We start from the raw sequence: 25,623 nt of genomic DNA on the forward strand, positions 1-25,623 counted from the left end.
CATGCCCGGCGCGCCCGCCAGCCCCGCTGCGGCGCCCGTTCCGGCCACCGGATACGACCCTCGTGAAACCTCTCCTGCTCTCGCACTTCACCGCCACCAGTTGCATCGGCAGCGGCCTCGACGCGACCCTCGACGCGCTGCGCAACGCACGCGGCGGGCTCACGCCGTGCGACTTCGAACGCGCCGATCTCGACACCTGGATCGGCGCCGTGGACGGTGTCGATACACATCCCGTGCGCACGGATCTCGCCGACTTCGACTGCCGCAACAACCGCCTCGCGCAACTTGGCCTCGTTCAGGACGGCTTCGACGCGCGCGTCGCGGCGGCCGCGGCGCGCCATGGCGCCGCGCGCGTCGGCGTGTTCATCGGCACGAGCACGTCAGGCATCCTCGAAACCGAGCGCGCATACGAGCAACGCGATCCGGCGAGCGGCGCGCTGCCCGCCGGCTTCCGCTATGCGCACACGCACAACCCGTATTCGCCGGCCGCGTTCGTGCGCGCGTATTTCGCGCTGCGCGGGCCGGCGATGGCGATCTCGTCCGCGTGTTCGTCCGGCGCGAAGGTGTTCGGCTCCGCGCGACGGATGATCGAAGCGGGGCTGATCGATGCGGCCGTCGTCGGCGGCGTCGATTCGCTGTGCCTGACGACGCTGTACGGCTTCAATTCGCTCGAACTGCTGTCGCGCCGGCCGTGCCGGCCGTTCGACGTCGCGCGCGACGGCATCTCGATCGGCGAAGCGGCTGCGTTCGCGCTGCTCGAACGCGTGCCCGATACACGCACCGCGCTCGACGACGACGCGATCCTGCTGCTCGGCATCGGAGAATCGAGCGATGCGCATCACATGTCGTCGCCGCATCCGGAAGGGCTCGGCGCGCGCATCGCGATCGAACAGGCGCTCGCCTCGGCCAGCCTCGCTGCAGGCGACATCGACTACGTGAATCTGCACGGCACCGCGACGCCCAGCAACGATGCCGCCGAAAGCCGCGCCGTGGGCGCGCTGCTCACGCGCACGCCGTGCAGCTCGACGAAGGGGGCGACCGGTCATACGCTCGGTGCGGCCGGCGCGCTCGAAGCGGTCGTCGCCGCGCTCGCGCTGCGCGAGCAGTTCGTGCCGGCCGGCGTCAACACGACGCAACCCGACCCGGCGCTGGCCGCCGACTACGTGCTCGCGAGCCGCGAGGCCCGCGTGCGTGCGGTCCTGTCGAATTCGTTCGGATTCGGCGGCACGAACTGCAGCCTGATCCTCGGCCGCGCCGAGCATGCCCGCCGCGGGAAGCCGACATGACCCTCACCGCCTTCATCGAAAGCGTCGGCCTCGTCGGGCCGGGACTGAACGACTGGCCGCACGCGGCCGACGTGCTCGCGGGCCGCGCGGCCTATGCGAGCGCGCGCACCGTGCTGCCGCCGCCCGCCAGCCTGCCGCCGGCGGAACGCCGCCGCACCGGCCCCGTCGTGCGCGTCGCGCTGGCGGTCGGCCTCGAGGCGGCAGCCGCGAGCGGGCGCGATGCCGCCACGCTCGCGACCGTGTTCAGCGCGTCCGGCGGCGACGGTCAGAACTGCCACGCGATCTGCGAGACCCTCGCCGGCGACGATCGTCACCTGTCGCCCACGCGCTTTCACAACTCCGTGCACAACGCGCCGGCCGGCTACTGGAGCATCGCGACCCGCGCAATGGCGACGTCGAACGTGCTGTGCGCGCACGACGGCAGCTTTGCCGCGGGCCTGCTCGAGAGCGTGTGCCAGGTCGCGGTCGATCGCGTGCCGAGCCTGCTGATCGCCTACGACACCGACTATCCGGAGCCGCTGCGCGCGGTACGGCCGATCGTCGACGCATTCGGCGTCGCGCTCGTGCTCGCGCCCGACGCGAGCGAACGCACGCTCGCGCGCATCGACGTGCAGCTCACCGACGCGCCGGCGACGACGCTCGCGAACCCCGAACTCGACGCGCTGCGCACCGGCAATCCGGCCGCGCGCGCGCTGCCGCTGCTCGACGCGCTCGCCGCGCGGCGCACGGCAAGTGTCGTGCTCGATTATCTGGAAGATGCGCGCGTGCAGGTCGATATCGCGCCGGCGAATCCCACGGCGGAGCACGCGCCATGACGACGCCCGTCTCGATGCCGATGCCTGCGCCGACGACGGCCACGCTCGATCGCGCATGGATCGCCGCGCACATTCCGCACGACGGCGCGATGTGCTTGCTCGATCGGGTCGAAGCATGGGATGCCGCGCGGATCCGCTGCAGCGCGACGAGCCATCGCGATCCGCACAACCCGCTGCGCTCGCGCGGCCGGCTCGCATCGGTCTGCGGAATCGAATACGCGGCACAGGCGATGGCCGTGCATGGCGCGCTGGTCGGTGCGCAACACGCGCAGACGGAACCCGCGCGGCCGCGCGCCGGCTATCTGGCGAGCGTGCGCAACGTCGACGCGTTCGTCGATCGGCTCGACACGTTCGAGCTGCCGCTGACCGTCGACGCCGAGCGCATCGGCGGCGACGACCGCTCCGTGCTGTACGGCTTCACGCTGCGCTGCGGCGAGCGCGTGCTGCTCGGCGGCCGCGCCGCGGTGATGCTCGATGCATCGGCGGCCGGCGTACTCGTTCCGCCGCCTGCCGGCCGCGCGGACCCTCGATGACTAGCCCCAAGGAAACCAGGTCGTGAAAGCACGTCAGTTCATTTGCACCGCGTTCGTTCTCGCGCTGATCAGCCCGATCGCGCACGCGGACATGTCGGAAGTGAAGCAGGACATCAAGCGCGATTCGAAGGAAGCCGCGCACAAGACCGGCGAGGCCGCGCGCAGCTTCGGCCACGCGACCGCGAGCGCCGCGAAGACGGTCGGTCATGGCATCGCGCATGCGTCGCGCGAGGGCTGGGATGCCACCAAGCGCACGACGAAGCGGATCTTCCACAAGAACGATTCGGGCGAAGGCTCGGCGAAAAGCAGCGATTGAGCGCGGGCGTCCCGCGCACCGCGCACCGCACATGAATGCGCGCAATGCGGCACGACGCGTGAACGCGCCGTTGCCGCACCGCCGCCGTCAGCGCGCGCCGCTGCGCGTGCGACGCGCCGGCCCGCGCGCGAGGCACTTGCCGTACGCGACGAGCCAGCAATCGCGATGATCGAAATTGCGCAGCAGCCGCGCGCGGCGCCGCTCGAGCCAGTGAAGCGCGATCGCCATCGTCAGCGCGACGGCCAGTGCCGAGCCGCCGATCGCGAGTCCCATCCAGGTGTCACCCATGCCTCCTCCGGAATGCGAGGCCGGTGCGGCGCGCGTGCCGCGACGCGGCGGCCGGAGCGCGGGCACACTCGGCCCGCCGCATGCGCGGCGAGCCTGCGTCCGTGATCCGTCACCGCGCGCTTGGCGCGTCGCCCCGGCGCTGGATACAGCGGGAGCACGGCCCGGATGCGCGCGCGAACGCCGCCCGGGCCGCCGCGCGTCAGTGCATGTGCTGGCCGCCGTTGATCGCGATGTTGGAGCCCGTCACGAAGCCGGCCTCCTCCGAGCACAGAAACGCGATCAGCGCCGCGACTTCCTCGGGTTGACCGAGCCGTCCCGCCGGAATCTGCGGAAGGATCTTCGTATCGAGGATGTCCTGCGGGATCGCCGTCACCATCTTCGTCGCGAGATAGCCCGGCGATACCGTATTCACCGTCACGCCCTTGCGCGCGATCTCGAGCGCGAGCGATTTCGTGAAGCCGTGCATGCCGGCCTTCGCGGCCGCGTAGTTGGTCTGGCCGACCGAGCCCTTCGAGCCGTTGACCGACGAGATGTTGACGATGCGTCCCCAGCCGCGCTCGACCATGCCGTCGCAGACCGGCTTCGTCATGTTGAACACGGAATCGAGGTTGGTGCGGATCACCGCATCCCAGTTGACCTTGTCGAGCTTGCGCAGCGTCATGTCGCGCGTGATGCCCGCGTTGTTCACCAGGATGTCGACCGGGCCGACGTCCCGGGCGATCTTGTCGATGCACTGCTGGCACGAATCGTGATCGGCCACGTCCACCGGATACGCATGGAATTCGCGGCCGGCCGCATGCATTTCCGTCAGCCAGCGATCGGCGCCCGCGTTGTTCGGCGAATACGTGACGACGACCCGGTGGCCCGCATCGTTCAACCGGATGCTGATCGCTTCGCCGAGGCCGCCCATTCCACCAGTCACAACTGCAATTCGCTTAGTCATCCTATAAGTTACCGACAAAAAAGTAATCAATGATGCGGAGCGACGGCATGGCACATGCTGCCGCCCCACCGCTATGGTGCGCTGGCGCCCGCAAGGCGGACACGGCGCGCACCGGAACATCACGCGTATTGTTGGCTGCTTGTTCCGCGCGAAGGTTGCTGCGCATGTGTGCGGCGCTGGCCGGCGCCGCACGCGTGCAATATCGTCAGACCGTGCTCAATCGCGTTCGACCGCAAGCGCGACGCCCATCCCGCCGCCGATGCACAGCGACGCCAACCCGCGCTTCGCGTCGCGCTTGACCATCTCGTGCAGCAGCGTCACCAGGATCCGGCAACCCGACGCGCCGATCGGGTGACCGATCGCGATCGCCCCGCCGTTCACGTTCACCTTCGACGTGTCCCAGCCCATCTGCTTGTGCACCGCCAGCGCCTGCGCCGCGAAGGCCTCGTTGATTTCCATCAGGTCCAGGTCGCCCGGCGTCCAGCCCGCTCGCTCCAGGCACCGGCGCGATGCCGGCACCGGACCCATGCCCATCACGCTCGGATCCACGCCCGCGTTCGCGTATGCCTTGATCCGCGCGAGCGGCGTCAGGCCGAGCGCCGCCGCCTTCTGCGCCGACATCACCAGCACCGCCGCCGCGCCGTCGTTCAGCCCCGACGCGTTCGCCGCCGTCACCGAGCCGTCCTTCGAGAACGCCGGCTTCAGCCCCGCCAGCGATTCCGCCGTCACGCCGTGACGCACGAACTCGTCGGTCGCGAACTGCAGCGGCTCGCCCTTGCGCTGCGGAATCGACACCGGCACGATCTCGGCGTCGAAGCGGCCGGCCTTCTGCGCGGCTTCCGCCTTGTTCTGCGACAGCGCCGCGAACGCGTCCTGCTCCTCGCGCGTGATCCCGTATTCCTTCGCGACGTTCTCCGCCGTGATGCCCATGTGGTACTGGTTGTACACGTCCCACAGGCCGTCGACGATCATCGTGTCGACCAGCTTCGCGTCGCCCATCCGGAACCCGTCGCGCGAGCCCGGCAGCACGTGCGGCGCCGCGCTCATGTTTTCCTGGCCGCCCGCGATCACGATGTCCGCGTCGCCCGCCACGATCGCGTTCGCCGCCAGCATCACCGCCTTCAGGCCCGAGCCGCACACCTTGTTGATCGTCATGCCCGGCACCGCGTTCGGCAGGCCGGCCTTGATCAGCGACTGGCGCGCCGGGTTCTGCCCCGAGCCCGCCGCCAGCACCTGGCCCATGATCACTTCACTCACCTGCTCGGGCTTCACGCCCGAACGCTCCAGCACCGCGCGAATCACCGTCGCGCCCAGCTCCGGTGCCGCGATCTTCGCGAGCGAGCCGCCGAATTTGCCGACCGCGGTCCGCGCGGCCGATACGATCACTACGTCCGTCATGTTCTGTTCCTGCATTGAAATCAGTGGGTCGATCCAAGTTGCGTGCCGGTACGGCACGGCGGCGGCGCGTGAGCGCCGTGCAGCCGGCGATGCGGTTGCACGTTCGCGCGCTCATGCGCGCCGCGCATCCGCCCGCGTCCGGGCACGCTGCGGCGAACCGGACGTACGCCGATCACCGCGCGGCACACGCGGCGGCCGGCGCCCGCCGGCGCCGTTCAATCAGTGTCGCGCCTGCGCGCGACACGCGCTCATGCAGCCGATTCGCGCGAAGCGGCTTCCTTGCGAGCGGCGGCGGCGGTCTGCTTGGCACCGCGGGCCGTCGTTTCGCTGACCGCGTCGAAACCGCTTTGCGCGGCCTCGATCGCCTGCCCCGTCGCTGCGCGCACGGAGTCGGCTGCGGCCGTCGCCGCGGACAGCGCCGAATTCAGCGCGGCGACCACGGCGCCCGAACCTGCCGGCGCATGCTTCGTCAGCTCGCCGACCACTTCCTTCACGCGCTTGTCGTTCTGTTCGTACTGAGCCTGGGCAACCTTCGCCCACTCGGCCTGCGTCGACACTGCGATATCGAACAGATGACGACCGTATGCGACGGCCTTGCCGGCGGCTTCCTGCGGTGCGGCGACTTGCTGCGCGAAGCCTGCCGCCGGGTTGCTCGCGTTGAACGCGTTCTTCAGCTTGTCCTCGTATTCCTCGAGCGCCGTCTTGGCCGCTTGGAGGTTGAGTTCGACGACTGCCTCGAAACCATTAATTGCCGGACGGGCAATCGCGAACCACGCGGCGATTCCGGACTGATAATCGGCGGCGAATTTTTCGGGGGCAAATACGGACATCGGGCACGCTCCTGTTGGCAATGCGAGAGACGACGTAAAGAAAATGGAAGGCAGATCGAGGGCCTGCTTCCTTATTCACAACCCTCAGACACAATTGACTGCGAAGAGTTGAGGATGGCCATTTTAGATGGATTAATTGTCAATTAAATTGCATTAATGCTAGGTGAAAACCCTTAGCAGCCGAAGCACCTGCTCCACGACAGTGCGCGTTCGTAATAGGGTCGTGTCGCAGCGCCTTGTCCGGAAACGATTTTTACCTTTTTACAGGATAACCCACCGTTGCCAACTGCAACATTTACCCCGTCATTATTCCCGTTATTAGAAAAAGGGCGCGCATTGAAAATGGGGCGGATGCTTATGTAATCGTTTTTCCAGATTTATTTTGAAATCGTTCCCGGGATTATTAATGACGAATTCAATGATCGTATATAAATCGCCGGGACGTGCGACGGCGCCCACCCTTCACCCGACCAGTTCGCGATGCAGCGCGCGAAACTCCTGCGCGAGCTTGTGCGTCGGCTCGAGATGGATCACCGGCGTCGACTGCTGATGCGACTCGCGGATCTTCACCGACGCCGACAGCCGCGACGCCAGCACCGGCAGCCCTTCCTCGACGAGTTCGTCGACCAGTCGCTGCGGCAGGCTCGCACGCGGCTGAAACTGGTTGATGACGATCCCTTCGACCTCGAGCGCCGCGTTGTGGTCCTGCTGGATTTCCTTCACGTTCTCGAGCAGCGTGTACAGCGCCCGGCGCGAGAAGTCGTCGCAGTCGAACGGAATCAGGCAACGCTCGACCGCGATCAGCGCCGAGCGCGTGTAGAAGTTCAGCGCGGGCGGCGTGTCGATGTAGACGGCATCGTAGGTGTCGAGCTCGTTGAGCGCATCGCGCAGCTTGTAGATCTTGTAGCGCGACTCGAGCTTGCCGTGCAGCGTGTCGAGGTCCGGATGCGCGGGCATCACGTCGAGCCCGTCGAACGGCGTCGGATGGATGAACGATGCGACGTCGACCGGCCGGAAGTTGAACGTCAGCGCGGTCTCGAAGAATTCGGCGACGCCGGGATGCGCGTCGGCCGCGCGATCGCCGAGCAGGTAGCGGGTGGAATTCGCCTGCGCGTCGAGGTCGATGACGAGCGTGCGCAGCCCTTCGCTCGCACTGATCGCCGCCAGGTTGCAGACGATCGTCGACTTGCCCACACCGCCCTTCTGGTTGAACACGACCCGCCGCATGGTGTCTCCTTCGATCGAAACGTCGAAAGAACGAGCTTAGCCGGTCAATCGTGGCGGCCGCGTGACATAGGTCAGATGCGCGGCAACGGCCCTGACACATGACGGTTGCCGGGCACGCTCCATCGGTCCGAGGTCGCGAGGATCCTGTTCAGCAGTTGCGGTCCCTCGGCGCGATTTCGTCGGCGTGAAGCCCGCGAGATGTTCGCCGCGGCGGGGAGCGCGTCAGCCACGGCCGGTCTCCGGGGTGCGGGGGCGTAAACGAAAAAAGACCCGAAGGTCCGTGCCAAGCGATTCGCTTGACTCGGACATTCGGGCCCATTCCGGTGCGGAATGCCGACGTTCCGTCAGAACGGAATATCGTCGTCCATCTCGTCGAAACCGCCGCCTGCCGGCGCGCTCGGACGGCTCTGACCACCACCGGCACCGCCTGCACCGCCGCGCGGCGCACCACCGGCACGGCCGCCGCCACCGCCGCGTTCCATCTGTTCGCCGCCGCGACCGCCGCCGCCACCACCGTAGCCGCCGCCGTAACCACCTTCGTCACCGCCGCCACCGCCGCCGCCCGAACCGCCGCGGCCGCCGAGCATCTGCATCTGGTCGGCGACAATTTCGGTCGAATAGCGATCCTGGCCGTCCTGGCCCTGCCACTTGCGCGTGCGGATACGGCCCTCGATATAGACCGACGAACCCTTCTTCAGGTATTCGCTGACGATTTCGGCGAGACGGCCGAAAAACGCGACGCGGTGCCACTCGGTCATTTCCTTGAAATCGCCGCTTGCCTTGTCCTTGTAGCGATCGGTCGTCGCGAGACGGATGTTCGCAACCGCGTCGCCGCTCGGCAGGTAACGGACTTCAGGATCGGCGCCGAGATTGCCGACGAGGATGACCTTGTTGACGGATGCCATGTGTTTCTCCAGTAAATTCGATGCCGGGCCGCCCGCGAATGTCGTCGGAGCGGCCCGCCGGGCAAGCCGGCGAGCGCCGCCGGTGCCTGCCCGAAAAGAGGGTTCAGGCCTTGCGCGGCGGCGCTTTCATGCTGGCCGCGATTATAAGCCACGCCGCCACGAGCCCCGAGCATGCATAGAAGACGGTGTTCGCGCCGCCGTGCTTCAGCAGCCAGCCGCCCACGATGCCGCCGAGCGCGAGCCCGATCGATTGCGTGGTGTTGTAGACGCCCGTGGCCGCGCCCTTGCGCGAACCGGGCGCGAGCTTCGACACGAGCGACGGCTGCGACGCTTCCAGGATGTTGAAGCCGAGGAAGTACACGAACAGGATCGCCGCCACAATCAGGATGGTATGCGGTGCGCTGCCGAGCAACAATTGGCCGATCAGGATAGCCAGAATGCCGCCGAGCAGCACCGGCTTCATCTTGCCCCGTTTTTCCGCGACGATGATCGCCGGGACCATCATCACGAACGCGAGCCCCATCACCGGCAGGTAAACCTTCCAGTGCGCGGCGACCGGCAGCCCGCCGTCGACCAGCAGGCGCGGCACGACGAGGAACAGTGCCGTCTGCGTCGCGTGCAGCACGAGCACGCCGAAGTTCAGACGCAGCAGCTCGCCGTTGTGGAGCACCTCGCCGAACGGCGCCGGCACGTGCACGGGCTTCGCCGCATCGGGCACGATCCACATCACGACGCCGATCGCGAGAATCGACAACACGCCGACGATCGCGAACAGCCCGCTCATCCCGACCCAGTGGAACACGATCGGCGCGCCGACGATCGCGACCGCGAACGACACGCCGATCGAGCCGCCGACCATCGCCATCGCCTTCGTGCGGTTCTGTTCGGAGGTCAGGTCGGCGATGAACGCGAGCACCGCGGACGACACGGCGCCCATGCCCTGGATCACGCGGCCGACGATGATCCACGTGATGTCGTGCGCGAACGCGGCGACGAAGCTGCCGAGCGCGAAGATCAGGAGGCCGGTGGCGATCACGGGCTTGCGGCCGAACTTGTCCGACGCCCACCCGTAGAAGATGTACAGCAGCGACTGCGTGACGCCGTAGGCCCCGAGTGCGATGCCGACGAGCAGCACGTTGTCGCCGCCCGGGATGGTTTTCGCGTAGACCGAGAAAACCGGCATGATCATGAACAGGCCGAGCATGCGCAGCGCGAAGATCGCCGCGAGCGACGTGGTCGCGCGCAGTTCGGGCGCACTCATGCGGGAAGACGTGGCGGACGGATTGGACATCAGGAATGAATTTCGAATGATCGGAATGTCCGCCCGGCGGCGGGCGGCGGAAGATCAGGGCCACCGGCCCGGCGGGCCTGGCAGGCGCTTTCCGGGACTGCTTTCCGGGACGTCACGCAGGCTGCCCGCGGGCCGCCTCGAGCCGTGCGGCGCGACCGCTTCCCCGGCGTGGACACCGCCTTGCTGCCAGCTGCTGCAAAGGCTGGGGGCCCCCAACGACGGCCTCGAAAAGCCGTTATAGTAGCAGGTTTGGTTCCCTCCATTTTCGCCAGGTTCATGGAACAGATCCGTATCCGTGGGGCACGCACCCACAACCTGAAAAACGTCAATCTCGACCTGCCGCGCCACAAGCTGATCGTGATTACCGGGTTGTCAGGGTCGGGCAAGTCGTCGCTCGCGTTCGACACCCTTTATGCCGAAGGCCAGCGCCGCTACGTCGAAAGCCTGTCTGCGTATGCCCGCCAGTTCCTGCAACTGATGGAGAAACCCGACGTCGACCTGATCGAGGGCCTGTCGCCCGCGATCTCGATCGAGCAGAAGGCGACGTCCCACAACCCGCGTTCGACCGTCGGCACGGTCACCGAAATCCACGACTACCTGCGACTTTTGTTCGCACGTGTCGGCACGCCGTATTGCCCCGACCACGACATCCCGCTCGAGGCGCAGAGCGTGTCGCAGATGGTCGACGCGGCGCTCGCGCTGCCCGAGGAAACCAAGCTGATGATCCTCGCGCCCGTCGTCGCGAACCGCAAGGGCGAGCACGCCGAGCTGTTCGAGGACATGCAGGCGCAGGGCTTCGTCCGCTTTCGCGTGCGCTCGGGCGGCGGCACCGCGAACGAGGGTGTCGCGAAGATCTTCGAGGTCGAGTCGCTGCCGAAGCTCAAGAAGAACGACAAGCACACGATCGACGTCGTGGTCGACCGGCTGAAGGTGCGCCCGGACATGAAGCAGCGCCTCGCCGAATCGTTCGAGACCGCGCTGCGCCTCGCCGACGGCCGCGCGATCGCGCTGGAAATGGACACCGACCGCGAACACCTGTTCAGCTCGAAGTTCGCGTGCCCGATCTGCTCGTACTCGCTGCAGGAGCTCGAGCCGCGCCTGTTCTCGTTCAACAACCCGATGGGCGCGTGCCCGGAATGCGACGGCCTCGGCCAAATCACGTTCTTCGATCCGAAGCGGGTCGTCGCGCACCCGTCGCTGTCGCTCGCGGCGGGCGCCGTGAAGGGCTGGGACCGCCGCAACCAGTTCTATTTCCAGATGCTGCAGAGCCTGGCGGCGTTCTACGAATTCGACATCGACGCCGCGTTCGAGGACCTGCCGGAGAAGATCCGCAAGGTGCTGCTGTTCGGCTCGGGCAAGCAGACGATCCCGTTCTCGTACATCAACGAGCGTGGCCGCACGACGATCCGCGAGCACGTGTTCGAAGGGATCATCCCGAACCTCGAGCGCCGCTACCGCGAAACCGATTCGGTCGCGGTGCGCGAAGAGCTCGCGAAATACCAGAACAACCAGCCGTGCCCGTCGTGCGACGGCACGCGGCTGCGCCGCGAGGCGCGCCACGTGCGGGTCGGCACCGGCGACTACGCGCGCGGCATCTATGAAATCAGCGGCTGGCCGCTGCGCGACGCGCTCGGCTATTTTGACGGCCTGTCGCTCGACGGCGCGAAGCGCGAGATCGCCGACAAGGTGATCAAGGAAATCGTCGCGCGCCTGACCTTCCTGAACAACGTCGGCCTCGATTACCTGTCGCTCGAGCGCAGCGCCGAAACGCTGTCCGGCGGCGAGGCGCAGCGGATCCGGCTCGCGTCGCAGATCGGCTCGGGCCTGACCGGCGTGATGTACGTGCTCGACGAGCCGTCGATCGGCCTGCACCAGCGCGACAACGACCGCCTGATCGCGACGCTCAAGCACCTGCGCGACCTCGGCAACTCGGTGATCGTCGTCGAGCACGACGAGGACATGATCCGCACGGCCGACTACGTCGTCGACATGGGCCCCGGCGCGGGCGAGCACGGCGGCGTGGTGGTCGCCGAAGGCACGCCGAAGCAGGTGCAGTCCAACCCGCAGTCGCTGACGGGCCAGTATCTGGTCGGCAAGCGCACGATCGAGTATCCGGACGAGCGGATCGCGCCCGATCCGGAGCGGATTCTGCGCATCGTCGACGCGCACGGCAACAACCTGAAGCACGTCGATCTCGAGCTGCCGGTCGGCCTGTTGACCTGCATCACCGGCGTGTCGGGTTCCGGCAAGTCGACGCTGATCAACGACACGCTGTACCACGCGGTCGCGCGTCACCTGTACGGCTCGTCGGCCGAGCCGGCGCCGCACGAGGCGATCGAAGGCCTCGAGCACTTCGACAAGGTGATCAACGTCGACCAGTCGCCGATCGGCCGCACGCCGCGTTCGAACCCGGCCACCTACACGGGCCTGTTCACGCCGATCCGCGAGCTGTTCTCGGGTGTGCCGACCGCGAAGGAGCGCGGCTACGATCCGGGCCGCTTCTCGTTCAACGTGAAGGGCGGCCGCTGCGAGTCGTGCCAGGGCGACGGCGTGCTGAAGGTCGAGATGCACTTCCTGCCGGACGTCTACGTGCCGTGCGACGTGTGCCACGGCAAGCGCTACAACCGCGAAACGCTCGAAGTGCAGTACAAGGGCAAGAACATCAGCGAAGTGCTCGACATGACGGTCGAGCACGCGTACGAATTCTTCAGCGCGGTGCCGGTCATCGCCCGCAAGCTGAAGACGCTGCTCGACGTCGGCCTCGGCTACATCCGCCTCGGCCAGTCGGCCACGACGCTGTCGGGCGGCGAGGCGCAGCGCGTGAAGCTGTCGCTGGAACTGTCGAAGCGCGACACGGGTCGCACGCTGTACATCCTCGACGAGCCGACCACCGGCCTGCACTTCCACGACATCGCGCTGCTGCTCGAAGTGATCCACCGGCTGCGCGACCAGGGCAACACGGTCGTGATCATCGAGCACAACCTCGATGTGATCAAGACCGCCGACTGGGTGATCGATCTCGGCCCCGAGGGCGGCGCCGGCGGCGGCCAGATCATCGCGCAGGGCACGCCGGAGCAGGTCGCGAAGACGAAGGCGAGCTTCACCGGCAAGTACCTCGCGCCGTTGCTCAAGCGTCCGACCCGCAAGGCGGCGGCCGGCTGACACTTTCCGTTCCCGCGCGCGGCTGCCGGCCGCGCGCGTCCGGCGCCCGCGGCGGCGCCGGCCTCATCGTTTTCCCTTCTGCGGTTTTCCCTTCTGCGTTTACACCACGAGCCAAACTGCCCCGTGGCGGACCATAATGGCAGCTATACTTTACGGTCGTAAGGTTCGCCATCCGCACCAATCCGGTGCGGCACCGGGCGACCGCCGTCCTGCCGCCCACCGCGCGGCGCGACACACGAACGACAGGAATCCACGATGGAGAAGCAACAAGAGTCGCGCGACGCGCAGAACCGCGAGCCGCACCTGCGCAGCGTGCGGCTGACGAGCGACTTCAGCCTGCCGAAGCTGTCGGCAATCGAGATCGGCAGCTACCTGTTCGCCCTCGTCGCGATGGTGCTCGTCATCGAACTGAAGCTGCTGGGCGGGCTGCTGGCCGGCATGCTGGTCTATCAGCTGATCCACACGATCGCCCCGGTGGTCGAACGCCACACCACGAGCATGCGGGCGCGCTGGGTCGCCGTCGTGCTGCTGTCGATCGCCATCGTCGGCGGGCTCACGGGCCTGACGATCGGCATCATCGAGCACTTCGAGCACACGGTGCCGAACCTGCAGAGCCTGCTCGACCAGCTGATGCAGATCGTCGAGCAGACCCGCGCCCGCACGCCGTCCTGGATCGCGAGCCTGCTGCCGGTCGACGTCGAACAGATGAAGACCAAGGCGGCGCTGCTGATGCACTCGCACATGGACCAGCTCCAGCAAGGCGGCAAGAGCGTCGCGCGCGGCTTCGGCCACGTGCTGTTCGGGATGATCATCGGCGCGATGATCGCGATCGGCGTCGAGCACGGCAAGGTGCGCCGGCCGCTGTCGACCGCGCTCGTCACGCGCGTGTCGCGCTTTGCCGAATCGTTCCGCCGGATCGTGTTCGCGCAGATCAAGATCTCGGCGATCAACGCGGCCTTCACCGGCATCTACCTGCTCGTCGCGCTGCCGATCTTCCACCAGCGGTTGCCGCTGTCGAAGACGCTCGTGCTCGTCACGTTCATCGTCGGCCTGCTGCCGGTGATCGGCAACCTGATCTCGAACACGCTGATCGTCGCGGTGTCGCTGTCGGTCAGCATGGGCACCGCGATCGCGTCGCTCGCGTTCCTCGTCGTGATCCACAAGTTCGAATACTTCCTGAACGCGAAGATCATCGGCGGCCAGATCGAGTCGCGCGCGTGGGAGCTGCTGCTCGCGATGCTGATCATGGAAGCCGCATTCGGGCTGCCGGGCGTGATCGCCGCGCCGATCTTCTATGCGTACCTGAAGCGCGAGCTGTACATGCTGCGGCTGATCTGACGCCCCCCGCCCCGGCGCGTCGCGCGCCTCACACGAAAAAAAACGCCGCGCCCCGTCAAGGGCGCGGCGTTTTTGCATGCGGGCCAGCGGGCCGGACGGCCGATAGCCGCCCCGAGCCGCCGGTCAGCGGAACACGACCGTCTTCGTCCCGTTCAGCACGATCCGGTGCTCGACGTGCCACTTCACGGCGCGCGCGAGCGTCACGCACTCGACGTCGCGGCCGATCGCGGTGAGCTGGTCGGGCGTCATGCTGTGATCGACGCGCTCGACTTCCTGCTCGATGATCGGGCCTTCGTCGAGATCGGTCGTCACGTAGTGCGCGGTCGCGCCGATCAGCTTCACGCCGCGGTCGAATGCCTGGTAGTACGGCTTCGCGCCCTTGAAGCTCGGCAGGAACGAATGGTGGATGTTGATCGCGCGGCCGGCGAGCTGCTGGCACATGTTCGGCGACAGGATCTGCATGTAGCGCGCGAGCACGACGAGATCGGCCTGGTGTTCGTCGATCACTTCGAGCACGCGCGCTTCCTGCGCGGCCTTCGCCGCATCGGACGAACCGCCGACGAGCGGGAAGTGATGGAACGGGATGTTGTAGCTCGCGGCGAGCTGGTAGAACTCCTTGTGGTTCGACACGATCGCCGGGATCTCGATCGGCAGCTGGCCGGTGCGGTAGCGGAACAGCAGGTCGTTCAGGCAGTGGCCGATCTTCGACACCATGATCACGACGCGCGGCTTCACGGCCGCGTCGTGCATCTCCCAGCGCATCGCGAACTGCTCGGCGAGCGGCGCGAATTCGTTGCGAAGCGTGTCGAGCGCCGACGCGGCATCCGCGCCGCCACCGTCCTGCACGAAGTGCACGCGCATGAAGAACTCGCCGGTGCGGCTGTCGCCGAACTGCGCCGAATCGAGGATGTTGTTGGCGCGCTCGAACAGGAAGCCCGAGACCGCGTGGACGATGCCGTGCCGGTCGGGGCACGACAGTTTCAAGATAAAGCTGTGATCGGTCGACATGACCGCTACTCCCTTCGTTTCGGTATTCGTCAAATAGGCCGTTCGTTCGGCCGCGCTCATGCCCGAGCCCGGGCCGGCGTGCTGCGCGTTACGCGGCCGGCGCGAACAGCGCGTCGATGCCCGCCGCGTCGGCCGCCGGGAGCCAGCGATGGCGCAGCAGCGTGTCGAGCATCGCGAGGCTCGCATCCATCGTCGCGCGGCCTTCGCGCAGCCAGCCGATCACCTCGGACACACCGGCCAGCAGGTGCTCGGCCACTTCGCCATCCTGGTTGTGCGGCGCGAAGTCGCGCGGCAGCGGCAGGTCGTACACGAAGATCAGTTCGGACTGCGTGCCTTCCGGCAGCGAGCACAGCACCTGCACCGCCCGGCCCGCGATCGCGCGCGCCGCCAGTTCGGCCGGCATGCCGGCCTCTTCCCAGCATTCCTTCGTGAGCGTCTCGTGAACGCCCAGGCCCCAGCCGATGCCGCCCGCGACGACGTTGTCGAGCATGCCGGGATCGGTGGCCTTGGTCGCGCTGCGGCGGCCGAGCCACATCCCCGGCACGGCCGGCTCGCCCGGCGCAACCGCATATTCTACGATGCCGTTCAGGTGCACCGCATAGGTCTGCGTGCCGAAGAAGCGCGACGCGGCGCGTTCGATATACGCGAGCGGCGGATCGTCGAAGCGGTTGCGGATCGCGTAGATCTCGTCGCGCCAGCCCGGAATCGCGCCCTCGGCCGCAAGCGCGCCGATCGCGCTCGCGAGCGCCATGCTGCGCGCGTCGACCGTGTCGTAACGCGTCGACAGCACGACGCGCGCGTCGGTCAGCTCGAACACGTCGGGCCAGCGGGCGAGCTTCGCGACGTCCTGGCGACGCACCCAGCCGACCTGCTCGCCGGCGATCTCGAAACGCAGATGCGCGGCCGGATCGAAGCGGCGCGCGGCCGCGATGCACGGAAACGTCATCGGGTTCAGTCCTTCAGCGCGACGCGGATGCCGATCGCGATGAAGGTCGCGCCGGCGATGCGGTCGAGCCACACGCCGGCCTTCGGGCGGCGCTTCAGCCATGTGCCGATCGCGCCCGCGCCGACGCCGAACAGCGAGAACACCACGGCCGTCTGCAGCATGAACAGCGCGCCGAGCTCGAACATCTGCAGCGTCACGGCCTGCGCGCCGTGCGGATCGACGAACTGCGGCAGGAACACGACGAAGAACAGCGTGACCTTCGGATTCATCAGGTTGCCGATCACGCTCTGCCGGAAGATCGCGCCAAGCGGCTGCGGCGGACGCTCGTGCGCGTTCGCGAGCCCTTGGCTGCGCAGCGCCTTGATGCCGATCCACACGAGGTACGCGGCGCCCGCGAGCTTCAGTATCTGGAACGCGACCGGCGACGAGCGCAGCACGGCCGCGACGCCGAGCGCCGCGAGCGTCGTATGGAACAGGATCCCGGCCGTGAAGCCGAGCGCGGCGACGAAGCCGGCCGCGCGGCCCTGCGAGATGCCGCGCGCGAGCACCTGCAGGTTGTCGGGACCCGGCGCGAACGTGATCGCGATCGACGTGGCGAGAAACAGCATGAAGTTGGGCATCGTGACCTCGCGGCGTGGGCCGGCGTCCAGTGGTTCAGTGGCCGGCGAATTCGGTGACGGTATAGACGGGCAGCCCCGCGTTGCGCAGCAGCGTCGAGCCGCCGAGATCGGGCAGATCGATGATCGCCGCACCTTCGACGACGACCGCGCCGAGCCGCTGCAGCAGGTTGCGCCCCGCCATCATCGTGCCGCCGGTGGCGATCAGGTCGTCCATGATGATCACGCGGTCGCCGGCGCGGCACGCGTCTTCGTGGATCTCGACGGTCGCGCTGCCGTATTCGAGGTCGTACGACTCCGAGCACGTCTTGTACGGCAGTTTGCCGACCTTGCGGATCGGCACGAAGCCGACGCTCAATTCGTACGCGACGATCGGCGCGATGATGAAGCCGCGCGCGTCGAGCCCCGCGACGTAGTCGAGCTTCGCATCGACATAGCGTTCGACGAACAGGTCGACGAGGATGCGCAGCGCCTTCGGGCTCTGCAGCAGCGTCGTGATGTCGCGGAACATCACGCCCGGCTGCGGCCAGTCGGGCACGGTGCGGATCTGGCTGTGGATGAAGGCGACCGGATCGAGCGGTGCGCCCGACGACGAATGCGGCATGAAACTCTCCGAAAAAAACGGTGCGCGAAGATCGGGCACCGTTTCGAACAAATACGGGTCAGGTTATCGAATCGCGACTCAGGCGACCGCGGCCGGCGGCTCGCGCCGATGGCGCGACAGCCGCTCCTCCGCAAGCGCGAGCGCCTCGGGCAGCCCGCGCAGTACGACGATGTCGCTCGCGCGCAGCTTGGTCTGCGGGTCGGGCTCGACGCCGCGGATGCCGTGCCGGCGGATCGCCGTGACTTCCAGCCCGAGCGCATACAGCCCGAGCTCCTCCAGCGAGCGCCCGACCGCGTCCGCGCGCGCATCGACCGGCACCGATTGTAGCCGCACCTGCTCGTGATCGTCGTCGTCCGCATCGTCCGCGCCGCGGAAATAGCCGCGCAACAGGCTGTAGCGCTCGTCGCGCATCTCCTCGACGCGCCGCACGACCTTGCGCATCGGCACGCCGACCAGCACCAGCGTATGCGACGCGAGCATCAGGCTGCCCTCGACGATCTCCGGGATCACCTCGGTCGCGCCGGCCGCGAGCAGCTTCTCGAGATCGGCGTCGTCGACCGTGCGCACGATCGCCGGCAGCGTCGGCTCCAGCTCGTGCACGTGATGCAGCACGCGTAGCGCAGACGGCGTGTTCGCATACGTGATCGCGACGGCCGCCGCGCGATGGATACCGGCCGCGAGCAGCGACTCCCGGCGCGCCGCGTCGCCGAACACGACCGATTCGCCGGCCGTCGCGGCCGCACTCACGCGATCGGGGTCGAGGTCCAGCGCGACGTACGAAATGCCTTCCTGCTCGAGCATGCGCGCGAGGTTCTGCCCCGCGCGGCCGTAGCCGCAGATGATCACGTGGCCGCGCTGCTTGAGGCTTTGCGTCGCGATCCGCGTCATCTGCAGCGACTGCTGCATCCATTCCGTCGACGACAGCCGCATCACGATCCGGTCGGCGTTCTGGATCAGGAACGGCGCGGCGAGCATCGACAGCAGCATCGACGCGAGGATCGCCTGCAGCAGCGTCGAATCGACGAGATGCCGGTCGAGGATCAGGTTCAGCAGCACGAAGCCGAATTCGCCGGCCTGCGCGAGGCCGATGCCGGTGCGCATCGCGACGCCCGGTGTCGCGCCGAACAGCCGCGCGAGGCCCGCGATCATCGTCCCCTTGAACAGGATCTGCCCGACGAAGAAGCCGAACACGAGCAACGGATGCTCCCAGATCACGCGCGGATCGAGCAGCATCCCGGTCGTCACGAAGAACAGGCCGAGCAGCACGTCGCGGAACGGCTTGATGTCTTCCTCCACCTGATGGCGGAACGGCGTCTCGGAGATCAGCATGCCCGCGATGAACGCGCCGAGCGCGAGCGACAGGCCGAAGCGGTCGGTGATGAACGCGGCGCCGAGCGTGACGAGCAGCAGGTTCAGCACGAACAGCTCCTGCGAGCGGCGCCGCGCGACGACGTTGAGCCAGCGCGTCATGAAACGCTGCCCGACGATCAGCAGCAGCGCCAGCGCGATCACGATCTTGACCGCCGCGAAACCGAGCGTGAGCGCGAGATCCTTCGACGACTCGGCGCCGAACGCGGCGATCACGATCAGCAGCGGCACCACGGCCAGATCCTGGAACAGCAGCACGCCGAAGATGTTGCGGCCGTGCGCGGTCTCGATCTCGAGCCGCTCGGCGAGCATCTTCGACACGATCGCCGTCGAGGACATCGCGAGCGCGCCGCCGAGCGCGATGCAGCCCTGCCACGTGATGTGCACCCAGCGCTCGAACAGCATGCCGAGCGCCAGCGCGAGCACGAGCGTCGCGACCACCTGCAGGAGGCCCAGCCCGAACACGAGCCGCTGCATCGCCCGCAGCTTCGCGAGCGAGAATTCGAGGCCGATCGAGAACATCAGGAACACCACGCCGAATTCCGCGAGATGCTCGGCCCGCTCCAGATCCGCGGCGACGCCGAACGCGTGCGGCCCGACCAGGATGCCGACGGTCAGGTAGCCGAGCATCGGCGGCAGGTTCAACGAGCGAAATACGACGACGCCCACCACCGAGGCCAGCAGCAGCAGCAGGGTCATTTCGAGCGGGGAAATCACGGGCGAAGCGTCCTCGTTCGTCGGGGCCACGGCAATGCGGGCGCGGGTGGTGGCGGTGGGCAAGCGGCATCGGACGAGTCCGAAGGCGCGGCGCGGCGAACAAACGCCTTTGCTATACTCCGCGCATGATAGCGAAAATCAATGATGATCGGGCGCTCGCGCTCGCCCGCGACGTGCTCGACATCGAGGCGGACGCCGTGCGCGCGCTGCGCGACCAGCTCGACGGCGACTTCGTCCAGGCCGTCGCGCTGCTGCTCGGCTGCCGCGGCCGCGTCGTCGTCTCCGGCATCGGCAAATCGGGGCATATCGCCCGCAAGATCGCGGCCACGCTGGCGAGCACCGGCACGCCGGCCTTCTTCGTCCACCCGGCCGAGGCCAGCCACGGCGACCTCGGCATGGTCACGTCGGACGACGTCTTCATCGGCATCTCCTATTCCGGCGAGTCGGAAGAACTCGTCGCGATCCTGCCGCTCGTGAAGCGGATCGGCGCGAAGCTGATCGCGATCACGGGCCGTGCGGAGTCGAGCCTCGGCACGCTCGCCGACGTGAACCTGAACGCCGCGGTCTCGAAGGAAGCCTGCCCGCTGAACCTCGCCCCCACCGCGAGCACGACCGCCGCGCTCGCGCTCGGCGATGCGCTCGCCGTCGCGGTGCTCGACGCGCGCGGCTTCGGCTCCGAGGATTTCGCGCGCTCGCATCCGGGCGGCGCGCTCGGCCGGCGCCTGCTCACCCACGTGCGCGACGTAATGCGCTCGGGCGACGACATTCCGCGCGTCGGGCTCGACGCGACGTTGTCGGACGCACTGTTCCAGATCACCGCGAAGCGGCTGGGCATGACCGCCGTGGTCGACGCCGACGGCCGCGTGGCCGGCATCTTCACCGACGGCGACCTGCGCCGCGTGCTGGCGCGCGACGGCGATTTCCGCACGCTGCCGATCGTCGACGTGATGACGCGCAAACCGCGGACGATCGGCCCCGACCATCTCGCGGTCGAAGCCGTGGAACTGATGGAGCGCCACCGGATCAACCAGATGCTGGTGGTCGATGCCGACGGCGCGCTGATCGGCGCGCTGAACATGCACGACCTGTTTTCGAAGAAGGTGATCTGATGAGCGCAGCGCTGACTGCGGCCGAACGCGCGAGCCGCGTGAAGCTGATGATTTTCGACGTCGACGGTGTGCTGACCGACGGCGGCCTGCTGTTTACCACGGCAGGCGACGCGATGAAGTCGTTCAATTCGCTCGACGGCCACGGCGTGAAACTGCTCGGCGAGGCCGGCATCGCGACCGCGATCATCACCGGCCGCCGCTCGGAAATCGTCGCGGCCCGCGCGAAGGAAATGAAGATCGCGCATCTGTTCCAGGGCGTCGAGAACAAGCTCGCCGTGTTCGACGACCTGATCGCGTCGCTCGGCATCACCGCCGACGCCGCCGGCTACATGGGCGACGACTGGCCCGACCTGCCGGTGATGCTGCGCTGCGGCTTCGCGACGGCACCGGCCAACGCGCACCCCGAGGTGATCGCCCGCGCGCACTGGGTGGCCGAGGCCCGCGGTGGCAACGGCGCGGTGCGCGAAGTCTGCGACGCGATCCTGCGCGCGCAGCGCCGCTACGACGCGCTGCTCGCGGCTGCCTGCGGAGCCTGACGGATGAACACGCATTTCCGCTGGACCCAGTTGCTGCCGCTCGTCGCGGTCGCCGCACTCGCGGGCATCACGTGGTGGCTGCTGCAGGCGACGCTGCCGCCGCCCGGCGAAGGCACCGTGCAGCCGAAGCGCCACACGCCCGACTATTTCGCGGACAACTTCTCAGTCACCGAACTCGACCAGACCGGCACGACGCAATACCGCCTAACGGCTGCGAAGCTGATCCATTACGAAGACACCGAAAACAGCGACCTGACCGATCCGGCCATGCGCGCATTCCAGCCCGGCAAGCCGGTCGTGACGACCACCGCGAAGCGCGGCACCGTCAACGGCGACGTGTCGATCGTCGACTTGTACGACGACGCGCGCATCCTGCGCGTGGCCGGCGGCGGCGATCCGCAGATGCAGGCCGATTCCCAGCATTTCCGGATCTTCGTCAATGACGATGTGATCCAGACCGAAAAGCCGGTTAAACTTCAGCGCGGCCTGTCGCTCGTCAACGCGACCGACGGCATGAAGTACAACAACGTCACCCGGGTCATCGAGCTTTACGGCAACGTGCGCGGCACGATCGCCGCTGCGGACACGTCCGGCGGCTCGAAAGGTCAATCCAGGTGACGCATCCCTCACGTGACTGCATGAACGAACCGTTCCCTCGACAGAATTCCGGCGGCGCTGCGCGCGCCGTCCGCGCCGCGCTCGCCGCGACGCTCGTGGCGCTCCCGCTCGTCGGGCTGGCGCCGCTCGCCCATGCCGAGAAGGCCGACCAGAACAAGCCGATCAACGTCGAGGCCGACAACCTGACCTATGACGACCTGAAGCAGGTGACGGTCGCGACCGGCAACGTCGTGATCACGAAAGGCACGATCATCATCAAGGGCGACCGCGTCGAAGTGCGCCAGGATCCCGAAGGCTATCAGTACGCGACGTCGTTCGGCAGCGGCAAGAAGCACGCGACGTTCCGCCAGAAGCGCGAAGGTCTCGACGAATACATCGACGGCGACGCCGAGCGCATCGACTACGACGGCAAGCAGGACCTGACGACGCTGACGACCGCCGCGACCGTTCGCCGCCTGCAAGGCACGTCGACGATCGCCGATACCGTGCACGGCAGCGTGATCACGTACGACGGCCAGCGCGACTTCTACACCGCGAAGGGGGGCAAGGACGTCGCCGCGCCGGGCAACCCGAACGGCCGCGTGCGCGCGATGCTGTCGCCGAAGAACGGCGGCCCCGGGCAGCTGAACGGCGCGCCGGCGAAGCTGTCGCCGTCGACCACGATCCAGGGAGCGCCGGGCCAATGAACGCGCTTCCGAACCGCCAGCCGGCCGGCACGACGAGCTCGCTCGTCGTCCGCAACCTGAAGAAACGCTACGGCTCGCGCACGGTCGTCAAGGACGTGTCGCTCGACGTGAAGAGCGGCGAAGTCGTCGGCCTGCTCGGCCCGAACGGCGCCGGCAAGACGACGTCGTTCTACATGATCGTCGGCCTCGTGCCGCTCGACGCGGGCGAGATCTCGCTGAACGGCAGCTCGATCAGCCTGCTGCCGATCCACAAGCGTGCGTCGCTCGGCCTGTCGTACCTGCCGCAGGAAGCATCGGTGTTCCGCAAGCTGACCGTCGAGGAAAACATCCGCGCGGTGCTCGAACTGCAGCACGGCGAAGACGGCAAGCGGCTGTCGAAGGACGCGATCGCGTCGCGCACCGAGGCGCTGCTCGACGAGCTGCAGATCGGCCATCTGCGCGAGAACCCGGCGCTGTCGCTGTCGGGCGGCGAACGCCGTCGCGTCGAGATCGCGCGCGCGCTGGCGACCAACCCGAACTTCATCCTGCTCGACGAACCGTTCGCAGGCGTCGACCCGATCGCGGTGCTCGAGATCCAGAAGATCGTCAAGTTCCTGAAGCAGCGTAATATCGGCGTGTTGATTACCGATCACAACGTCCGCGAAACGCTCGGCATCTGCGACCACGCATACATCATCAGTGACGGTTCGGTGCTCGCCGCCGGCGCGCCGAGCGAAATCATCGAAAACGAAAGCGTGCGCCGCGTGTACCTCGGCGAACACTTCCGCATGTAACTTCCCCCGTGGCTGGCCGCCGCTCCGGCGCCCGGCATCGCCGCGTGGGGCCGCGCCCGCGCGTCCCGCACGGCGGCCCCTGCGGCCGTACGCCGCGCCGCGCGTAATCGCGGATGGCTCAAGGCGCCTGGGTCGTGGCAAACTGCCGGTATGACTCCCTCTCTGCCATGAAAGCCAGCCTTCAACTCCGCCTGTCGCAACACCTGGCACTGACGCCGCAACTGCAGCAGTCGATCCGGCTCCTGCAGCTGTCGACGCTCGAACTGCAGCAGGAAGTCGCGATGGCCGTCGCGCAGAATCCGCTGCTCGAGAACGATGACGAATGGATCGCGAGCCCGCTGCGCGTCGCGGCGGACGGATCGTTGATCGCGCAGACGCCTCCCGGCCAGAACACCGAGCCAGGTGCCGCGAACGGCAGCAGCCAGTCGAGCGATCGCGCCGAGCGCGACGAGCCGGCCGCTGCCGACGAATACGACAGCTACGCATCGGGTGACACCGGTGACGGCCCGCAGTGGAATCTCGACGAGTTCGGCCGCTCCAGCGGCGCATCGGACGACGACGACCTCCCGCCGCTGCAGGTGCAGGAAGCGGCGACGTCGCTGCGCGACCACCTGTCCGCGCAATTGCGCGTCACGCAGGCCAGCCCGCGCGATCGCGCGCTCGTGATGTTCCTGATCGAATCGCTCGACGACGACGGCTACCTGACCGCCTCGCTCGACGAAGTGCTCGCCGACCTGCCGCCGGAACTGGAAATCGACTGCGACGAACTGAATGCGGCGCTCGCGCTGCTGCATAGTTTCGATCCGGCCGGGGTCGGGGCCCGCTCGGCGTCGGAATGCCTGAAGCTGCAGTTGTTGCGCCTCGATCCGTCCCCCACGCGCACGCTCGCGCTGGAGATCGTGTCGCAGCATCTCGAACTGCTCGCCGCGCGCGACTTCACGCGGCTGCGCAAGCACCTGAAGGCGAGCGACGATGCGCTGCGCGACGCGCACGCGCTGATCCGTTCGCTGGAGCCGTTCCCCGGCGCCGCGTACGGCAAGGCCGAGGCCGACTACGTCGTGCCCGACATCATCGTGAAGAAGGCCGGCCAGGGCTGGCTCGCGGAACTCAATCCGGAAGTGATGCCGCGCCTGCGGATCAACAACCTGTACGCGAACATCCTGCGCAACAGCCGCGGCGATCCGTCGGCCGGATCGTTGAAACAGCAGCTCCAGGAAGCACGCTGGCTGATCAAGAACATTCAGCAGCGATTCGACACGATCCTGCGTGTCGCGCAGGCTATTGTCGAACGTCAGAAGAATTTCTTTGCGCACGGTGAAATTGCCATGCGCCCCTTGGTTTTGCGGGAAATAGCTGATACGCTGGGCCTACACGAGTCGACTGTCAGCCGTGTGACAACAGGCAAGTACATGCTGACCCCGTTCGGGACGCTTGAATTTAAGTACTTCTTCGGATCACACGTTTCGACCGACACCGGAGGCGCCGCATCGTCGACCGCCATCCGAGCCCTGATCAAGCAACTGATAGGAGCTGAAGACCCAAAATCGCCACTTTCGGACAGCCGCATTGCCGAGCTGCTGGCAGAACAGGGATTCGTGGTCGCGCGCCGCACGGTTGCCAAGTATCGCGAAGCCCTCAAAATCCCGGCAGTGAATCTGCGCAAGTCTCTTTAAGCCTGCTGCCTGCCCGGCGGCAGGCGTGTTCCGGCCACCGCGCACACGGGGAACAGGCCGGGCGACTCGTCCGCGAATTTGCCGCTACCTGCGGCAGGGGCAAGTCGACCGGAGCGCCGCCTCGATGCGGCCGGGTGGTCACTCGCTTGGAGAAGCACTATGAACCTGAAGATCAGTGGACATCATCTCGAAGTCACGCCTGCAATTCGCGAATACGTGATCACCAAGCTGGACCGGGTGCTACGGCATAGCGATCAGGTGATCGATGGCACTGTGATCCTCTCGGTCGACAATCACAAGGAAAAGGACAAGCAGCAGCGCGCGGAAATCAACCTGCACCTGAAGGGCAAGGACATCTTCGTCGAAAGCGCGAACGGCAACCTGTATGCTGCGATCGATCTGCTGATCGACAAGCTGGATCGCCAGGTCGTCAAGCACATGGAGCGTCTGCAGACCCATGCGCACGACCCGATCAAGCTGCAGCCGTCGATCGACCAGATCGAACTGCCGCCGCAGTAACGTTCACCGCAATACACACGCCGCCCGGTTCGCCGGGCGTTTTTTTTGTGTCCGAGCGGCAGTGGTGCGACCGGTCCGTCCATGCCGCGCCACGCGCGCGGCTGTGCTCTATAATGT

Annotated in this window: 25 protein-coding genes; 13 read left to right on the plus strand and 12 right to left on the minus strand. The window is 67.3% G+C overall.

Annotation, left to right across the window (positions count from 1 at the left end; all coding sequences use genetic code 11):
- The first annotated feature begins 62 nt into the window (after nt 1-62).
- From WS87_RS15435 to WS87_RS15450, 4 genes are read left to right on the plus strand one after another with little or no spacing between them, the layout of a single operon-like run.
- Nucleotides 63-1,286, plus strand: a complete 1,224-nt coding sequence (locus WS87_RS15435; RefSeq protein ID WP_059820414.1) for a beta-ketoacyl-[acyl-carrier-protein] synthase family protein — start codon at nt 63-65, stop codon at nt 1,284-1,286.
- A complete protein-coding gene (locus WS87_RS15440; RefSeq protein WP_059820415.1) occupies nt 1,283-2,101 on the plus strand; it encodes a beta-ketoacyl synthase chain length factor in 819 nt (272 codons plus the stop codon). The genes WS87_RS15435 and WS87_RS15440 overlap by 4 nt, the downstream gene beginning before the upstream one ends.
- Nucleotides 2,098-2,634: a hotdog family protein gene (locus WS87_RS15445; protein ID WP_059820416.1), complete on the plus strand. Its 537-nt coding sequence runs from the start codon at nt 2,098-2,100 to the stop codon at nt 2,632-2,634. Before WS87_RS15440 ends, WS87_RS15445 begins: the two co-directional genes overlap by 4 nt.
- Nucleotides 2,635-2,656: 22 nt before the next feature.
- Nucleotides 2,657-2,950 (plus strand): hypothetical protein, encoded by a 294-nt coding sequence (locus tag WS87_RS15450; RefSeq protein WP_059447900.1) that lies wholly within the window; start codon nt 2,657-2,659, stop codon nt 2,948-2,950.
- 87 nt (nt 2,951-3,037) lie between these two features.
- On the opposite strand, the gene WS87_RS15455 is transcribed toward WS87_RS15450, so the two are convergent.
- The 7 genes from WS87_RS15455 to WS87_RS15485 form a co-directional block, all read right to left on the minus strand.
- Complete coding sequence (locus WS87_RS15455) at nt 3,038-3,238, minus strand: hypothetical protein (RefSeq protein WP_059528278.1); 201 nt, start codon at nt 3,236-3,238, stop codon at nt 3,038-3,040.
- Nucleotides 3,239-3,437: 199 nt separating this feature from the next.
- Nucleotides 3,438-4,181: an acetoacetyl-CoA reductase gene (phbB, locus tag WS87_RS15460; protein ID WP_059820417.1), complete on the minus strand. Its 744-nt coding sequence runs from the start codon at nt 4,179-4,181 to the stop codon at nt 3,438-3,440.
- 216 nt (nt 4,182-4,397) lie between these two features.
- On the minus strand, nt 4,398-5,579 hold the full coding sequence (locus WS87_RS15465; RefSeq protein WP_107938165.1) for an acetyl-CoA C-acetyltransferase: 1,182 nt from the start codon (nt 5,577-5,579) through the stop codon (nt 4,398-4,400).
- A 248-nt stretch (nt 5,580-5,827) separates the two neighbouring features.
- Nucleotides 5,828-6,409, minus strand: a complete 582-nt coding sequence (gene phaP / locus WS87_RS15470; RefSeq protein WP_059526067.1) for a TIGR01841 family phasin — start codon at nt 6,407-6,409, stop codon at nt 5,828-5,830.
- A gap of 462 nt (nt 6,410-6,871) precedes the next feature.
- The gene (locus WS87_RS15475; protein WP_059819792.1) at nt 6,872-7,636 is read right to left on the minus strand and encodes a ParA family protein; all 765 of its coding nucleotides are present in this window, start codon (nt 7,634-7,636) and stop codon (nt 6,872-6,874) included.
- A 344-nt stretch (nt 7,637-7,980) separates the two neighbouring features.
- The gene (locus WS87_RS15480; protein WP_059819793.1) at nt 7,981-8,541 is read right to left on the minus strand and encodes a single-stranded DNA-binding protein; all 561 of its coding nucleotides are present in this window, start codon (nt 8,539-8,541) and stop codon (nt 7,981-7,983) included.
- Between the two features lie 103 nt (nt 8,542-8,644).
- On the minus strand, nt 8,645-9,832 hold the full coding sequence (locus tag WS87_RS15485) for an MFS transporter (protein ID WP_059451442.1): 1,188 nt from the start codon (nt 9,830-9,832) through the stop codon (nt 8,645-8,647).
- Nucleotides 9,833-10,108: 276 nt separating this feature from the next.
- Between WS87_RS15485 and uvrA the strand changes: the two genes are divergently transcribed.
- On the plus strand, nt 10,109-12,994 hold the full coding sequence (gene uvrA, locus WS87_RS15495; RefSeq protein WP_059819794.1) for an excinuclease ABC subunit UvrA: 2,886 nt from the start codon (nt 10,109-10,111) through the stop codon (nt 12,992-12,994).
- Between the two features lie 255 nt (nt 12,995-13,249).
- A complete protein-coding gene (locus WS87_RS15500; protein ID WP_059819795.1) occupies nt 13,250-14,332 on the plus strand; it encodes an AI-2E family transporter in 1,083 nt (360 codons plus the stop codon).
- A 123-nt stretch (nt 14,333-14,455) separates the two neighbouring features.
- On the opposite strand, the gene purU is transcribed toward WS87_RS15500, so the two are convergent.
- From purU to WS87_RS15525, 5 genes are all read right to left on the minus strand, one after another.
- On the minus strand, nt 14,456-15,340 hold the full coding sequence (gene purU, locus WS87_RS15505; protein WP_059526077.1) for a formyltetrahydrofolate deformylase: 885 nt from the start codon (nt 15,338-15,340) through the stop codon (nt 14,456-14,458).
- An 88-nt stretch (nt 15,341-15,428) separates the two neighbouring features.
- Entirely contained in the window at nt 15,429-16,286 is an 858-nt protein-coding gene (locus WS87_RS15510; protein ID WP_059819796.1) for an NUDIX hydrolase, read from the minus strand.
- Between the two features lie 5 nt (nt 16,287-16,291).
- Nucleotides 16,292-16,906, minus strand: coding sequence for a LysE family translocator (locus WS87_RS15515; RefSeq protein WP_059819797.1), 615 nt, complete (start codon nt 16,904-16,906; stop codon nt 16,292-16,294).
- A gap of 34 nt (nt 16,907-16,940) precedes the next feature.
- Nucleotides 16,941-17,507 carry an adenine phosphoribosyltransferase gene (locus tag WS87_RS15520; RefSeq protein WP_059526281.1) on the minus strand — a complete coding sequence of 189 codons (567 nt, stop codon included), beginning with the start codon at nt 17,505-17,507 and terminating at the stop codon, nt 16,941-16,943.
- A 78-nt stretch (nt 17,508-17,585) separates the two neighbouring features.
- A complete protein-coding gene (locus tag WS87_RS15525) occupies nt 17,586-19,592 on the minus strand; it encodes a monovalent cation:proton antiporter family protein (protein ID WP_059819992.1) in 2,007 nt (668 codons plus the stop codon).
- Nucleotides 19,593-19,717: 125 nt separating this feature from the next.
- On the opposite strand from WS87_RS15525, the gene kdsD reads away from it, so the two are divergent.
- The 7 genes from kdsD to hpf all read left to right on the plus strand — a co-directional run bounded on the left by kdsD (nt 19,718) and on the right by hpf (nt 25,506).
- On the plus strand, nt 19,718-20,701 hold the full coding sequence (kdsD, locus tag WS87_RS15530; protein ID WP_059526084.1) for an arabinose 5-phosphate isomerase KdsD: 984 nt from the start codon (nt 19,718-19,720) through the stop codon (nt 20,699-20,701).
- Complete coding sequence (locus WS87_RS15535) at nt 20,701-21,237, plus strand: KdsC family phosphatase (RefSeq protein WP_059819798.1); 537 nt, start codon at nt 20,701-20,703, stop codon at nt 21,235-21,237. The genes kdsD and WS87_RS15535 overlap by 1 nt, the downstream gene beginning before the upstream one ends.
- Nucleotides 21,238-21,240: 3 nt before the next feature.
- Nucleotides 21,241-21,855, plus strand: coding sequence for an LPS export ABC transporter periplasmic protein LptC (gene lptC / locus WS87_RS15540; protein WP_059451451.1), 615 nt, complete (start codon nt 21,241-21,243; stop codon nt 21,853-21,855).
- 20 nt (nt 21,856-21,875) lie between these two features.
- The gene (gene lptA, locus WS87_RS15545; RefSeq protein WP_059464489.1) at nt 21,876-22,541 is read left to right on the plus strand and encodes a lipopolysaccharide transport periplasmic protein LptA; all 666 of its coding nucleotides are present in this window, start codon (nt 21,876-21,878) and stop codon (nt 22,539-22,541) included.
- Complete coding sequence (gene lptB, locus WS87_RS15550; protein ID WP_021162599.1) at nt 22,538-23,314, plus strand: LPS export ABC transporter ATP-binding protein; 777 nt, start codon at nt 22,538-22,540, stop codon at nt 23,312-23,314. Before lptA ends, lptB begins: the two co-directional genes overlap by 4 nt.
- Before the next feature lie 167 nt (nt 23,315-23,481).
- Nucleotides 23,482-24,987, plus strand: a complete 1,506-nt coding sequence (locus WS87_RS15555) for an RNA polymerase factor sigma-54 (RefSeq protein WP_059819799.1) — start codon at nt 23,482-23,484, stop codon at nt 24,985-24,987.
- Nucleotides 24,988-25,146: 159 nt separating this feature from the next.
- On the plus strand, nt 25,147-25,506 hold the full coding sequence (hpf, locus tag WS87_RS15560) for a ribosome hibernation-promoting factor, HPF/YfiA family (RefSeq protein WP_006477786.1): 360 nt from the start codon (nt 25,147-25,149) through the stop codon (nt 25,504-25,506).
- Nucleotides 25,507-25,623 lie beyond the last annotated feature (117 nt).

Origin of the sequence: Burkholderia sp. MSMB0856, assembly GCF_001524645.2 — a bacterium.
GTDB lineage: Bacteria > Pseudomonadota > Gammaproteobacteria > Burkholderiales > Burkholderiaceae > Burkholderia > Burkholderia diffusa.

Excerpts from the sequence above, each read along its gene's own strand:
- WS87_RS15500 (WP_059819795.1), top strand. The coding sequence starts at position 13,250 with ATGGAGAAGCAACAAGAGTCGCGCGACGCGCAGAACCGCGAGCCGCAC.
- WS87_RS15440 (WP_059820415.1), top strand. The coding sequence starts at position 1,283 with ATGACCCTCACCGCCTTCATCGAAAGCGTCGGCCTCGTCGGGCCGGGA.
- uvrA (WP_059819794.1), top strand. The coding sequence starts at position 10,109 with ATGGAACAGATCCGTATCCGTGGGGCACGCACCCACAACCTGAAAAAC.
- WS87_RS15480 (WP_059819793.1), bottom strand. The coding sequence starts at position 8,541 with ATGGCATCCGTCAACAAGGTCATCCTCGTCGGCAATCTCGGCGCCGAT.
- phbB (WP_059820417.1), bottom strand. The coding sequence starts at position 4,181 with ATGACTAAGCGAATTGCAGTTGTGACTGGTGGAATGGGCGGCCTCGGC.
- purU (WP_059526077.1), bottom strand. The coding sequence starts at position 15,340 with ATGTCGACCGATCACAGCTTTATCTTGAAACTGTCGTGCCCCGACCGG.
- WS87_RS15455 (WP_059528278.1), bottom strand. The coding sequence starts at position 3,238 with ATGGGTGACACCTGGATGGGACTCGCGATCGGCGGCTCGGCACTGGCC.
- WS87_RS15555 (WP_059819799.1), top strand. The coding sequence starts at position 23,482 with ATGAAAGCCAGCCTTCAACTCCGCCTGTCGCAACACCTGGCACTGACG.
- phaP (WP_059526067.1), bottom strand. The coding sequence starts at position 6,409 with ATGTCCGTATTTGCCCCCGAAAAATTCGCCGCCGATTATCAGTCCGGA.
- lptC (WP_059451451.1), top strand. The coding sequence starts at position 21,241 with ATGAACACGCATTTCCGCTGGACCCAGTTGCTGCCGCTCGTCGCGGTC.
- lptB (WP_021162599.1), top strand. The coding sequence starts at position 22,538 with ATGAACGCGCTTCCGAACCGCCAGCCGGCCGGCACGACGAGCTCGCTC.
- WS87_RS15465 (WP_107938165.1), bottom strand. The coding sequence starts at position 5,579 with ATGACGGACGTAGTGATCGTATCGGCCGCGCGGACCGCGGTCGGCAAA.
- WS87_RS15535 (WP_059819798.1), top strand. The coding sequence starts at position 20,701 with ATGAGCGCAGCGCTGACTGCGGCCGAACGCGCGAGCCGCGTGAAGCTG.
- kdsD (WP_059526084.1), top strand. The coding sequence starts at position 19,718 with ATGATAGCGAAAATCAATGATGATCGGGCGCTCGCGCTCGCCCGCGAC.
- WS87_RS15520 (WP_059526281.1), bottom strand. The coding sequence starts at position 17,507 with ATGCCGCATTCGTCGTCGGGCGCACCGCTCGATCCGGTCGCCTTCATC.
- hpf (WP_006477786.1), top strand. The coding sequence starts at position 25,147 with ATGAACCTGAAGATCAGTGGACATCATCTCGAAGTCACGCCTGCAATT.
- lptA (WP_059464489.1), top strand. The coding sequence starts at position 21,876 with ATGAACGAACCGTTCCCTCGACAGAATTCCGGCGGCGCTGCGCGCGCC.
- WS87_RS15475 (WP_059819792.1), bottom strand. The coding sequence starts at position 7,636 with ATGCGGCGGGTCGTGTTCAACCAGAAGGGCGGTGTGGGCAAGTCGACG.
- WS87_RS15445 (WP_059820416.1), top strand. The coding sequence starts at position 2,098 with ATGACGACGCCCGTCTCGATGCCGATGCCTGCGCCGACGACGGCCACG.
- WS87_RS15515 (WP_059819797.1), bottom strand. The coding sequence starts at position 16,906 with ATGCCCAACTTCATGCTGTTTCTCGCCACGTCGATCGCGATCACGTTC.
- WS87_RS15485 (WP_059451442.1), bottom strand. The coding sequence starts at position 9,832 with ATGTCCAATCCGTCCGCCACGTCTTCCCGCATGAGTGCGCCCGAACTG.
- WS87_RS15510 (WP_059819796.1), bottom strand. The coding sequence starts at position 16,286 with ATGACGTTTCCGTGCATCGCGGCCGCGCGCCGCTTCGATCCGGCCGCG.